Genomic DNA, 13568 nt, shown 5'->3' on the forward strand with positions numbered 1-13568 from the left:
GATGTTTTAATTAGTGTTCACCAGAATGGCTATCACAACCACAATCCCCTTCCCAATTCTTACGTTTAGTCGTTTTACCGAGTCCAGGGTTCATGGTATTCGTCGGATCAGCGTCTTTATAGAAAGATTTTAGTTGCGGTTGTGCTTTATATAAATGCCCAACGTTATGCTCTGCGGGATATTGTGCTCCACGCTCATCCAGTAGGGCTAACATTTTCTCTTTTAACTCTTTCGGGTTAACCCCTTTCTTTAAAACATAATCTTGATGCATTACATGGCACATAAAATGTCCGCAATAGAGTTTATGTACGAGCAGATCTTCTATTTCAGGTGGAAGTTGTTCAAACCACTGAGTGTCATTACGTCTAAGCGCAATATCCAGAGGCAAAACATCTTCAACATCTTTAGCATGAACAGCATGATAACGCACTGCTGAACCTGCGGCGGCGAAGCGATGTAAAAAGGCTTTAGCACCCTCTTCCGCTGTACATTCAAAATAACCACCATCCGCGCTGGCAAAGAATGCTTTTAGCCATACTTTAGCTTCATCAATACCATCACCTGCCATTTTTAACATTAAATGATGTTCATAGCGGTCACGAAATTCTTTCATACGAGGCGGTAAATGTGATGGCCATAATTTACTCAACAATTGCATTCCTCTATCCACTAAATTTGAGGGCAACAATGGCACTTTATTTAAAATTGCATCCAGACGACCTTTTATAGTGAAAAACATTGGCATTTTATCGGTGCCAAATTTATCAATCATTAAAAAGGTATCTTTACCGTAAATTTCGGCAATATCAAAACAACCGCGATGCATATACTCACCCGCTACAGGTAAGTTTTTAAATTCACTCAATATATGACGACGAATATCCTCTAACACATCCGGATTATTGGAACCAATATAAAAGACTTGTGTGGATTTATCTGCGGGGAATGTATCTAAGCGCACAGCAAAAACAGCCAATTTACCCGCACAACCTGATGCTTCAAATAAACGTCGTTCATCTGCATTAAAACGTGACGGTGTATCCGCATCAACGTCTCGCACTCGCTGCGCATATTCATGGTCAGATGCCAATTTTTCACTTACTTGTACATCTTCACTACCGTAAGCTCGGTTTTGTAAATTATTTAATATTGCTTCCGGTGTTTCACCTAGATCAATCCCTAGATGATTAATCAGCTCAACTTTGCCTTCATCATTTACACGCCCATACAGCGCTAATTCTGTATAAGCAGGCCCACGGCGTACTAACGATCCACCTGAGCTATTACAGATACCACCAACAACAGAAGCACCAATACAAGATGAACCAATTAAAGAATGAGGCTCTCGGCCTAAAGGTTTTAATATTTTTTCTAAGTCATATAAGGTACTACCGGGCATTGCCACCACCTGATTAAACTCAGGTAGCACTTGAATTTGGTTTAGTCTTAGCGTGCTGATAATCACAATATCGCGATCATAATCATAACCACTTGGCGTTGAGCCCTCTGTTAACCCTGTATTAGCCGCTTGCATCAAAACAATTTTATCTGCCTCAACACAAGCTTTGAATACATACCACTGCTCCAACAATGTGGTCGGAAAAACTACCGCTATCGCATCACCAACCCCAGAACGAAAGCCTTTACGATAACGTTCTGTTTTATGAGGCTCAGTGAGAATATTTTTTTTGCCAACAATGTTCCTGAGTGTGAGTAGTAATCGTTGATTCTCAGGGCTTTTTGTATCTGTCATTTACTCATCTTCCTATACACAAAGTTGTGCTGTCATTAGATATAACAACAATATCACATAATATTAGTGTATTAGTAGGTTATTACGTTTCCTTAAACTTGGCATTAAGGAAAGAGAAAACAGCGATATATTGCTAAACGTTGATTGAGGACGATAAAATATCTATCTAGCGGTTGTTGCCATAACTTTATACAAAGGTAACGCATAATTTCAGTTAGAATGGAAAAATCGTAGCGCTATTTTTGTGGTAATGCCACTTGCAATAACGCTACTGAACTATTTTACTCACCAAAAGTTAAATTATATCCATGTTGATCCATTAACTTTTGATCTTTACTAAAACCTATTTTGGCACGAGCCCCACCCAGCAGTTCTTTATGTCGGAATATCTCTGCTGCTCGGTCAGCCAAATAACTATCTTCTGGTGCTAATTCCAATCCGCGCTCTAACCAAACTTTAGCCAAATAGCTATTTCGGGTACACCCAGCGCCCAAATGAAACGCCAAAGCATAATAGCCGGCAGCAAACACTTGGTTTTCCACACTTTCATCATTCCATAAAGCGGGTAATACGGTATCAAGACACAGCAGCATATCATCTTGAATATCACCAAATATCAATAAGGTTGCGAGCCTATGTGCTGAACGTTCCCAAACATCTCGCCGTACATTGGATGTATTCATTGCATTGAGTAATAATTTTTTCGTTTGCTGATACTGCTCTGGACTCAACTCTTCATTATCTTCAAGAATCCCATAGGCTAAATTATATTGGCTAGTCGCATCACCACCGTTTGCAGCGCGTTCCATCCAATACGTTCGCAACGCATTATCTTTATAGGTATTGATATCACGATCGTTCTGACGTGATAATACCCCTGCATATACGTCTGATAACGTTGCCATTGCTGAAATATCGCCCCATTCACAGGCTTGCTGCAATAGGTAAATTGCCGCGTCTTCAGATTGAGAGCCAAATAAATTAGCGGCGGCTTGCCCCACATCAAGATCTTCCGCATCTAAAAATTTAGCTTGAGCCATTAGTGCCTGATGATCGAATTGTCCCTTCGAAATACCATACAGTCCAAACTTACTGGCTACTGCGGCCAGAATGACAGCATATTTATCATCACCCAACAGCTGTAATCGCTCCAACCATTGAGGTAATAAATTATAACTATCATTAATATGCGCGAAATTAATGCAGCTCATCAATGTATCTAATCCCATTTGTGGGTTAGCCATGGCCGGACTTATTTGCCATGCTTTTGCTAATAGTTCATAACAAAGCTGCATTTTTTCTACTTGCCAAACGCCATCTTGTTTGCCGTAATGTGCACGGAAATTGGCATATTGATACAGTACACGAGCACGCTGTTCCTCAGCTAAATCCAACGCTAATAACTGTTCAAATGCATCACAACAATATTCAATTTCATCATGGTCTTCTTGCTCGGGAAAATAGATAGAATAACCAAGGAAATCCCAAGCTTTAGTGATCCACAAAATATTACGCTCTTGCTCACTCAATGTTTCACATACAGCCCCTTCGATAAACTCTGCCATTTGTTCATGGCTACCCCCCCAGCGCGGGTAAAGGAAGTAAAGGTACTCATTGCGAATGCCAACATCTTGAGGGCGAATAGCTAAAGTCGCATTCAACCAATATGTTTTAACTTCATCTGTTTCACGAATAGGAAGGTTACTAGGTAACTCTTGAGGAATAAACGCTAAGTCGCCACCTTCATCGAGTAAGCGACGCAAACCAGCACGCCATATTTCGGGGTCAATATCATTTTGCAATTGCACATAAGTATATGGCTCACGACCATAAGCTAAGTCGTATAGCCATTGTGGTTCTCCGAGATAGGCTGTTAAGCGCATCATTCGGCGCAATGCATAAGCAGGACGCTCATGTAATGATATTGCGCGCAAATAGGATACTAACCCTAAATCTCGAGCAAGTTGAGCTCCAATCCAGCGGTCATCACTTACATATTCTCCCCCATTAGAGGTTCGAATACGTGCCGCTGCAGCTTCCCAATAACAACCCAGAAGTAAATACCCATGATAGGACGTTGGATTACTTTTGATCCAAGTATCTAAATGAGAAAGTATATCAGCCGCAATCTTTGTTGGGTCAAGTAAATCACTAATAAACCATTCATAATCAAATGGTTCAGATGATTTTTCTAGCCATTGCTGCTGCATATTATTCAGCAATAGATCAAGCTGTTCAAATTGATGGGAAGCCAGTAATGAACGCAAATAGTTACGTTTTTCGATGTATGACTCTATAGAGCTGATTGCAGATGACATTTTATGCCAATTTCCTTATTCCTTTAACTCAAATAGCACTATCAGTGCATCAATAAGGTAATATTAATTTTGCATAACAATAACATAGCGTTTAAAAATTAAAATAAGAATTAAGGAATAGATCTTATATAAGTTTGAAGGATTGAAGGGTTGGGCAGTTATAAATTAGAAGTAAAAAACCCTAAAGATTTAAGTTTAATATATAAATATTTCCTCTAAATAATTCATGTTGTAGCAAGGCGGCAAAGCGAGCTAGGCCCTAGGAGCATACATAAGTATGTGACTAGGGATAGCAAGCGAAGTCAACGCCGATACAACGTGAAGTATGACGAGGAAATTGCGGCAAAGCGAGCTAGACCCTAGAAGCACTAGGGCTAGCAAGCGAAGCTAACGCCGAAACAACATGAAGTATGACGAGGAAATTTAGACGTCGCTCATTTGAGGCATAGGCCGTTTAAACATCCGGGTCAAAATAGCCATATAAATAAGGCCGACCGCTGTCCAAATTAAACCATATACCATCGAATCTTCTTCGATATTAAGCCATAGCACACAAACAGTGAGTGTGCCTATTATTGGTAAAATCAAATAGTTGAAGATATTTTTAAAACCTTGAGTACGTCGTTCTCGGATAAAAAACTGACTGATAACAGAGATATTTACAAAGGTAAACGCAATCAATGCACCAAAGTTAATCAATGCGGTTGCAAAATCCATCTCAAACCAGATAGCACCGAGCGCTAATACACCAACTAACAAAACATTATAAGCCGGTGTACGCCATTTAGGACTTACATAGCCAAATATTTTCTCTGGGAATACGCCATCACGACCCATAACATACATCAAACGTGCACTACCTGCATGCGCTGCCATGCCTGATGCCAACACAGTAACACATGAGAATACTAAGATGATTGACTGGAAGAATGTACCCGCCACAAATCGCATAATATCAGGCTGTGTCTCATTAATATTCTTGAAACGTGATACATCAGGGAAATATTGCTGCAAGAAAAACGAAACAGTAATAAAGATAACACCACCAATAAGCGCCGTTAAGAAAATAGCGCGTGGGATCACTTTACCTGCATTCGGCGTTTCTTCTGAGAGCGAGCTTAATCCATCAAAACCTAAGAATGAAAAACATAAAATAGTTGCACCAGCAATCAGCGGGATCATTTCTGTTTTTTCATTACCGAATGGATTGAAAGTCCATATTTCTCCCGTACCCTCGCCACTACTTACACCGTGGATCACAAGGCCAGTAAAGACGACCATTACCCCAACTTGTATAATTGCAATAATAGTACTGAGATTTGCAATCACATTAATACCGCGTAAGTTTGCTGCTGTCATGATAATGACCAGACCGACCACAAATATCGCAGGTTCAACTGTTGGGAAAATGTCTTGTAAATAAATCTTCGCCAATAAGATGTTTATCATTGGCATAAATATATAGGACAGCAAAGATGTCCAGCCCACTAAAAAGCCTATATGAGGGCTCATTGATTTTTGGGCATAAGTATAGGCTGAACCCGCAGATGGGAAACGTTTCACCAATTTGCCGTAGCTCAGTGCTGTAAACAGTATCGCAGCAAGTGCAATAATGTATGAAGTTGGGACGTGTCCACCCGTTTTATCCGATACCATACCGAAAGTATCAAATATTGTCATTGGCTGGATATAGGCGATACCAATCATCACGACTTGCAGCAAAGTCAGTGTTTTTGCAAGCTGTACGCGGTTATTCGCACCCGTTTGGTTAGGGCCGATAGATAAAGGTATTGAGCTATTTGGCATGTCTAAGCCCTCCCATAACTGTCGATTGAGTCTTAAATATTTGACTCAATCGATAGCTACTGGGAAGACTTTGCATCTGCCTATAGGCAGAAAAGAATGAAGGAAGATAAAACGGCAGGCGAGCGAAGGCGCTAATAGCCCCATAGTCATCAATACGGCAGCGACGACCAGTAGGCCCTGCTGCTAATGCGAAAAAGTAACCCATAAAAGCATTCCTCAAATCGGTAGCATTACATTTTAGCTACACAAAAATATAAAAATTATCTATCCGGTCTATTAACCGGCCCCATAAAAATGGATGAACTCTAAATAAAAAAAACCGATGCTATTTTAATTAGGCATCAGTCTTTTTTTGTTGGCGCATTTTGCACGCCATACCATCAAATAGCAAGTCATATTGTTACTAATCCCTTTCTTTTCGATGAGTATTTCTGATGATTTCGTTCATTTTACTCTTATAACTAATAACCCTCATTTTTCTATCAATTTTGAAGGTGAAAATTGTTTCATTCCCTTTATTATAGATAAAAAAAAACCCTTTGGTTTATTGCCAAAGGGCTCATATTAATTGTGATAAGCAACTCTAATTAGAAGTTGTAGTTAACACCGATATTGTAGCGACGGCCTTCTAGCTCAGCACCATAGCTTTCATTGTCAATACGACGATCTAATAAGTTATATACTCCACCAACTAAATTAGCATTTTTGCTTAATTTGTAACTTGCGCCTAAATCAAACAATGCATAGGATGGTGTGCCGCTTGACATTTTTTGTCCGCGACCTTGATATTCTGAGGTTTTGCCTCGGAAATTCATACGCGTCCAAGTTTCTAAGTCCTCAGTGGTATTCCACGTCAGTGTGCTATTACCCATATGCTTAGGTTGTTTATTTAATGGTTTACCTTTATTCACACCACTTTTTTGTTCAGTATCTGTATAAGTATAATTAGCGGCAAAACTTAAATCATCAACTATACGCCAGTTAAAGGTTACTTCTACACCACGCATTCTTGCTTTATCAACATTCGCTTTTTCGCTAATAAAGTTATATGGTTGATTTGGTTTGTCACCTTCACCATCTTCAGGGATCGTACATGGCCTCACTGTAGAGCTATCTTTTTCACAACGCCTAATTTCGGTAATTTTGTCTTTAAAGTCAGTATTATAGATAGTCACACCAGCAGTAATATTATCTTGATTATTCCAAATAACGCCAATTTCCTCTGTTACACTTTTTTCCGGTTTTAGGTTTGGATTACCGTAAATAACGGCATTTCCTTTACTCCCACCCGTAGCTTGCCCCCAGTTTGCGGATGATTCACGTAAGCTTGGTGCTTTATAACCTGTAGTTACACCGCCTTTAATCGTCCACTGTTCATCCGCATGCCATACACCGTATAAACGCGGAGTCCAATGAGAGCCATAGTTTTCGTCTTTATCCATACGAAGGCCACCAGTTAAGGCGAAATCATTAGTCATTAGCCATTCATCTTCCGCAAATAACGCCCAGCTGTATCTATCTAATTCATTATATTGTTTAAACTTATTGCCTTCATCTTTTAGTTTTTCTTTACGATATTGGCCACCCACACTTAAACTATGGTCACCCAATAAAAATACACTTTGATTACGGAAAACAAGGTCTTCCGCTGTCATTTTACGACCTGGATTTTTAGTCTCATCATACTGAACATAGGTATCGGTTGAGGCAATATCATAAATACCTGTATGTGTTAACGCCATATGAGTCAGTTCATATTTGCTAAAGCCGCTACCATCACCTTTTTTATTGGTATAACCTTCACGGTCATCACGGTGTTGATTATCACGTTTAAACTCTGCATCAAAGGTATTTTTATCATCAGGGGTTAACGATACTGTTGCACCACCACTAGTCATTATTTGACGATTAAAACCGTCAATAATTTTATCTTCACCACGATGAGAATATTGACCTTGCAGTTTTACACCTAATAAACCATCAATAAGTGGGCCTGATGTATATAAACTTCCTTGCCCTGTATTACCTGAATTCTTACGCTCAGTTAGCGTAGTATCGGCTCGTAAACTAGTTGTCCACTCTTGCTGTACGCGACGAGTAATAATATTAATAACCCCCCCCATCGCATCAGAGCCATAAAGCGAAGACATTGGTCCACGCACTACTTCAATACGTTCAATAGCAGGTAATGGTGGCAACCATCCTTGTTCAATACCTGAACCGTCACTATTTGGGCGGGTACTACGAGTATCTACACGTTTGCCATCAATTAAAATCATCGTATATTTAGCATCCATACCCCGGATACTAATATCAGAGCTACTACCACCGCCAGTTACTAAAACACCGGGGACATCTTTCAGCGCATCAGTGACATCACGGTAAGCTTTATTTTCTAATTGTTCACGCGTCACAACTGAAATTGAGGCCGGAGCATCTTCAATTTTTTGTTGATAACCTGACGCCGTAGTGACATAAATTGTATCTTTACTATCATCCGCTAATGCAGGTATAGCAGTGATAGCCGCAATTACGCTAATTGCTATTTTTCTTTTATTAAAAACAACCATTCCCAACTCTCCAAGAAATATATTTTTCAACATGAACTGATATATGCTCGACATTAGATTCAGTGAACCATGAAAATCTATTATTTTTATTATTGAGTATTTAAATACCCATAGAAAATTCATGCTATATTAACTAGCAAATAAAGAGATTAAATTTTCTGTGGGTAATTATTATTTTCTATCTTTTATTTTTATATGAAATTAAATCTATAAATACTCCTAAAGTGCTTATTCAATTAATAAGCACTTTATTACCATTAATATTAGTAATTTTAAATAATCTAACTTGCCAGTTTTTCAACTAGCCCGTCGATAAGTACCTGAGGCACACCTTGTGAACAGCGCTCTATGCGTCCTCTCACACCGTAAACTTCTGCTAAACTTTCAGGGGTAATCACCTCTTCAGGTTTCCCTTGCGCAATCAAATTACCTTGCTTCAGCATTAATACATGTTCTGCGTGACGTAATGCAATATTAATATCGTGAACAACAACCACTGTAATTATATTTCGCCGCTTCGTTTCTTTTGCAACCAAATCCATCACATGATATTGATAATTTAAATCTAATGCGCTAAGTGGCTCATCCAACAATAATAAATTGGGCTGACGAATTAAAGATTGAGCCAAACCAACAAGCTGTTTTTGACCGCCGGATAATTGGTCTAAATAACTTAATGCTAAATGTTCAATACCTAATTGACGCAATAAATGCATCACTTCATCTTTATTGCTTTTATTATTCAATCCACCTGACGCTCTTTGAGCAACAATAACCGACTCTAAAACATAAAGATGAACACCTGCGGGCAAACTCTGTGGTAAATACACCACATTCTGTGCGCGCTGGGCAAAGTTTTGCTGCATTAAATCGAGCCCATCTAATAATATTTGACCCGTCGATTTATTCAAACCCGCTAAAGAACGCAATAACGTTGATTTACCGCTGCCATTTGGTCCAAGTAATACCGTTATTTTCCCCCTTGGTAATACTTGCGTAGAGAGATTCTCTATCACTGCGCGCTTAGGATAACCTGCATTAAACCGATTAATTATCAATCCGCTCATGATACGTTTCCTCTGTGACGCAAAATAATACTAAGAAAGAACGGTACCCCTACCAACGAAGTCACGATGCCCACAGGAATAATGACACCCGGTATAATGTTTTTAGAAGCTATCGATGCCATTGATAATATCAATGCGCCAATTAATGCACTTGCTGGCAAGTAAAAACGGTGGTCTTCACCAAAAATTAAACGTGCAATATGCGGTGCAACTAAACCAATAAACGCAATAGGTCCCACGAATGCCACAGCCAATGCTGACAAAATACTAATACGCAATAATGTCGTCAAACGTAGGCGACGCACATCAATACCGAAACTAATCGCTCTATCTTCACCAAGACGTAATGCCGTCAGTTTCCATGAACTCATCATGGCAATTGGGAAAATTAATGCGAAAACCAATGCCATCACGCCTAGTTTTATCCAAGTCGCTTTCGACAAGCTACCCATAGTCCAAAAAACCAAACCTTGTAGCGTATCTTCAGTAGCAATGAATTGCATCATCGAAACCAATGCGTTAAAGGTAAAGACCAAGGCGATACCAAATAAAACAACGCCTGAAGTCGCAACGCGAGTCCAGCGAGTGACTGCATCTAGCATTAGAGCCGCCAAAAGTGCAAAAATAAATGCATTTGCAGAAATAACCCATTGGTCAGGCACGCCGGGGATCGCAATTCCAGAAACAATTGCTAACGCAGCACCAAAAGCAGCGGCACTAGATACCCCTAATGTGAACGGGCTCGCTAACGGGTTATTCAAAATAGTTTGCATTTCTGCACCCGCTAAACCTAATGACATCCCAATGACGACAGCCATTAATGCATATGGCAAACGAATATCCCACACAATTACACGCGTACCCGCATCAACGGCTTCTGGTGTGATCAGGGTTTGCCAAAGCTTTTCAAGCGCTAAACCTGAAGGCCCTAAAGTAAAATCGATAACTAAAGATAATAAAATAGCCGCGACAATAACGCCTATCCATACTAATCGACGACGCAGCATTTGCTGATAATGCAGCTTAACACCATCGTCTGTATTTTTTGCCGCTTGCTCAGTAACAACTATCGGCTCGCTCGTGATACTCATTGATTCTTACCCACTATAATGATTTTTTGCTGACCCAATATACGCCAGTTGGCTCGACTGTAAGAAACTCATTATGAAGTTCCTCGAGTGTTTTTTGCGGGTCAAGGTCGGCAAATTGCTCCGGGTAAAACCATTTAGCAAAGACTTGCGTCGCAATAACGTTATATGGCGAGTTATAATAATTATGCCAAATAGCATGATCATTCCCATCTTTGATGGCAGATAAGGCATTAATTCCTTTGCGATCAACAATTTTTTGCAAACTGCTTTTAGCGTCTTCGTTAGTGCTTTGCGCACCCAATTGAATACCTACATCTTGACTGCCGGGGGCTTTAGCGCCACTAGCAATGTAAATATTCGGATCAGATGCAATAATTTTTTCTAAGTTCATCGTGCCTAGCGCCCCGGGCAAAACACCTTTCGCGATATTTTTACCGCCAGCAAGATCGATAAAATTACCCATGCTTCCATCACCAGCGGTGCCACAACAGTCTTCAAATGCTCCTGCGCGTAACTCAATAAATACCGTTGGTTTTTTATCTTCAGGTATTTTTGCCGTAACGTCAGTCACCAATTTCTGATTTCTTTCATAAAAATCGATATATTTATTAGCGACTTGTTCACGATTTAACGCTTTGCCGAGCAAACGTATACTTGGCAACGTATTCTTAAGTGGATTATCTCTAAAATCAACAAATACAACCGGAATGCCCGCTTTTTCAAGCTGATTGACTAATTCACTATTTTTACCCGGACCATGCCCAGAGATACCGAAGATGGCAATATCAGGATTAAGTGTTAATACCTTCTCAGAACTAACGCTATCAGCGCTAGTATTACCGATTAATGGGATATTATCGATTGCGGGGAATTTTGCTTTATATACTGCGTAGGTTTGCGGGTCTAGCTTACGTAAATCCCCTTGCCATCCAACGATTCGCTCTATCGGTTTATCACCTTCAAGTAACGCAACTGCGCTGAATAAACGACCTTCACCAAGTAAGATACGGTTAACATCATCAGGCACTTCAACGGTACGACCTGCAATATCGGTCACAGTTACCGCCCATGAACCAAAACTTGCACCCGCTAATAATGTTAAACTTATCCCCTTTACTACCGACCTAGCTATCGACTTCTTGGCTATCGACGACATAGTATTAAGCTTCACAATCAACCCCATTCATTCACACTTATTTCTATGCGGTAACAATAAAGCAAATAAGAATACTTATCAATGCGATTATTAGTTTTATCATAAGCTATATATATGCAATATTGTGAGCTATATCGAAAAGTTATACTTTTTGTTCGTTTTATCGACTATTTGAATATTTATAAGCGTTATATAGTAAAAAAACAGCACCTCGTTACAAGATACTGTTTTTTATCATTCTATTATTTAAAATAAATAATTAGTTAACTAAGGGGGCTACTTATTCAAATTTTCATGATAAGTAGGAAAATCCATCTCTTTATAGCGGATAATCGTTGTTTTCTTCACAATTTTATAGCCAAACCAAATAGCTAAGAAAAGAGGAATACCAATATAAGTCGCTGTAACACCCACCCAATCAATTCTATCTGCTAAAAATGCTTGGTAGTTTTGTCCAAGGGTGATAATTAAACAGAGCCCAAAAGCAAAAATTGGACCGATTGGGAAGAACCCTGACACATAAGGTAAGTCATTAAGATTTCTGCCTTGAGCCATATAGCCTTTACGGAAACGATAATGGCTAACTGCAATACCTAGCCACGCAATGAAGCCTGTCATGCCTGAGGTGTTCAATAACCATAAATAAACTGATTGGTTACCAAACATTGAGCTCAAAAAGCATAAACCAGCAATAACGGTCGTTGCCACTAAAGCATAACGAGGCACACCACCTTTAGATAAACGCGCAAATATACGAGGGGCTTTACCTTCACGAGCAAGGGTATATAGCATACGTGTCGAGGCATACATGCCAGAGTTACCCGCCGATAACACAGCTGTTAAAATTACAGCATTCATGACAGCAGCGGCAGAAAGCAGACCTGCATTTTCAAATACTAAGGTGAATGGACTCACGCTGATATCTTTCACATCATTACGCAATAGACTTGGGTCAGTATAAGGAATGATTAAGCTAATAATTAAGATTGCGAAGATATAGAATAAAAGTATACGCCAAAAGACTTTACGTACTGCTTTGGGGATATTCTTAGCTGGATCTTTTGATTCACCGGCTGCGATACCAATTAATTCAGTGCCTTGGAACGAGAACCCAACGATCATCGCCACACCAATCATTGCTGAAAAGCCACCAGCAAAAGGCGCATCGGCGATTTCCCAGTTATGCCATCCTGCATTTGGCGCACCATTCATAATACCGATAATCATTAATACACCTACCGTTATAAACACAACGACAGTAACTACTTTAATTAATGAGAACCAATATTCAGCCTCACCGAAACCTTTTACTGAGATAAAGTTAAGGAGAAAAATAACGGCAAGGAAAATAGCGCTCCAGATCCAGCCTGGAGTATCAGGAAACCAATAGGCCATCACTAATTGTGCAGCCACAAGGTCAACTGCAATGGTTACAGCCCAGTTGTACCAGTAATTCCAACCGAGTGCGAAACCAAAACCTTCATCAACGTATTTAGCACCGTAAGTAGCAAATGAGCCAGATACTGGCATATAAGCCGCTAATTCACCTAAACTGGTCATTAAAAAATAGACCATTAAGCCAATGATAGCGTAAGAAAGTAGTGCACCACCGGGGCCTGCTTGAGCAACTGTTGCACCTGATGCAACAAATAGACCTGTGCCTATAGAGCCGCCAATAGCAATCATAGCAAGATGGCGAGATTTTAATTCACGACGTAGTCTTTGAGGTCCGCCTTGCGAGACAGTCTTGGTATGTTGTTCTGACATCTGTTCCCTGTTTTTTATTATTCAGCCAATATCGCCGGAA

General features: G+C 39.8%; 9 protein-coding genes. All 9 read right to left on the reverse strand.

All coding sequences use genetic code 11. The features are described 5' to 3' along the window. Positions 1-10: 10 nt before the first annotated feature. The 9 genes from dld to AAZR93_RS04945 all read right to left on the reverse strand — a co-directional run bounded on the left by dld (position 11) and on the right by AAZR93_RS04945 (position 13528). On the reverse strand, positions 11-1753 hold the full coding sequence (gene dld, locus AAZR93_RS04905; RefSeq protein WP_294105342.1) for a D-lactate dehydrogenase: 1743 nt from the start codon (positions 1751-1753) through the stop codon (positions 11-13). A gap of 281 nt (positions 1754-2034) precedes the next feature. Continuing rightward, positions 2035-4071: a DUF4034 domain-containing protein gene (locus AAZR93_RS04910; protein ID WP_434719132.1), complete on the reverse strand. Its 2037-nt coding sequence runs from the start codon at positions 4069-4071 to the stop codon at positions 2035-2037. A 423-nt stretch (positions 4072-4494) separates the two neighbouring features. Beyond that, positions 4495-5877, reverse strand: a complete 1383-nt coding sequence (locus AAZR93_RS04915; protein ID WP_294105339.1) for an APC family permease — start codon at positions 5875-5877, stop codon at positions 4495-4497. Next, entirely contained in the window at positions 5867-6082 is a 216-nt protein-coding gene (locus AAZR93_RS04920) for a hypothetical protein (protein ID WP_294105338.1), read from the reverse strand. Before AAZR93_RS04920 ends, AAZR93_RS04915 begins: the two co-directional genes overlap by 11 nt. 382 nt (positions 6083-6464) lie before the next feature. Next, positions 6465-8447, reverse strand: coding sequence for a ligand-gated channel protein (locus AAZR93_RS04925; RefSeq protein WP_434719637.1), 1983 nt, complete (start codon positions 8445-8447; stop codon positions 6465-6467). A 281-nt stretch (positions 8448-8728) separates the two neighbouring features. After that, positions 8729-9517, reverse strand: a complete 789-nt coding sequence (locus tag AAZR93_RS04930) for an ABC transporter ATP-binding protein (protein ID WP_294106174.1) — start codon at positions 9515-9517, stop codon at positions 8729-8731. Beyond that, on the reverse strand, positions 9511-10521 hold the full coding sequence (locus AAZR93_RS04935; RefSeq protein WP_434719638.1) for a FecCD family ABC transporter permease: 1011 nt from the start codon (positions 10519-10521) through the stop codon (positions 9511-9513). Before AAZR93_RS04935 ends, AAZR93_RS04930 begins: the two co-directional genes overlap by 7 nt. Before the next feature lie 97 nt (positions 10522-10618). Further along, positions 10619-11788 carry an ABC transporter substrate-binding protein gene (locus tag AAZR93_RS04940; protein WP_434719133.1) on the reverse strand — a complete coding sequence of 390 codons (1170 nt, stop codon included), beginning with the start codon at positions 11786-11788 and terminating at the stop codon, positions 10619-10621. A gap of 249 nt (positions 11789-12037) precedes the next feature. Next, positions 12038-13528, reverse strand: coding sequence for an amino acid permease (locus AAZR93_RS04945; protein ID WP_294105334.1), 1491 nt, complete (start codon positions 13526-13528; stop codon positions 12038-12040). Between the last annotated feature and the right edge of the window lie 40 nt (positions 13529-13568).

Source organism: Providencia sp. Je.9.19 (assembly GCF_051129765.1).
GTDB lineage: Bacteria > Pseudomonadota > Gammaproteobacteria > Enterobacterales > Enterobacteriaceae > Providencia.

Excerpts from the sequence above, each read along its gene's own strand:
- AAZR93_RS04925 (WP_434719637.1), bottom strand. The coding sequence starts at position 8,447 with ATGGTTGTTTTTAATAAAAGAAAAATAGCAATTAGCGTAATTGCGGCT.
- AAZR93_RS04945 (WP_294105334.1), bottom strand. The coding sequence starts at position 13,528 with ATGTCAGAACAACATACCAAGACTGTCTCGCAAGGCGGACCTCAAAGA.
- AAZR93_RS04920 (WP_294105338.1), bottom strand. The coding sequence starts at position 6,082 with ATGGGTTACTTTTTCGCATTAGCAGCAGGGCCTACTGGTCGTCGCTGC.
- AAZR93_RS04915 (WP_294105339.1), bottom strand. The coding sequence starts at position 5,877 with ATGCCAAATAGCTCAATACCTTTATCTATCGGCCCTAACCAAACGGGT.
- AAZR93_RS04910 (WP_434719132.1), bottom strand. The coding sequence starts at position 4,071 with ATGTCATCTGCAATCAGCTCTATAGAGTCATACATCGAAAAACGTAAC.
- AAZR93_RS04940 (WP_434719133.1), bottom strand. The coding sequence starts at position 11,788 with ATGGGGTTGATTGTGAAGCTTAATACTATGTCGTCGATAGCCAAGAAG.
- AAZR93_RS04935 (WP_434719638.1), bottom strand. The coding sequence starts at position 10,521 with ATGCTGCGTCGTCGATTAGTATGGATAGGCGTTATTGTCGCGGCTATT.
- dld (WP_294105342.1), bottom strand. The coding sequence starts at position 1,753 with ATGACAGATACAAAAAGCCCTGAGAATCAACGATTACTACTCACACTC.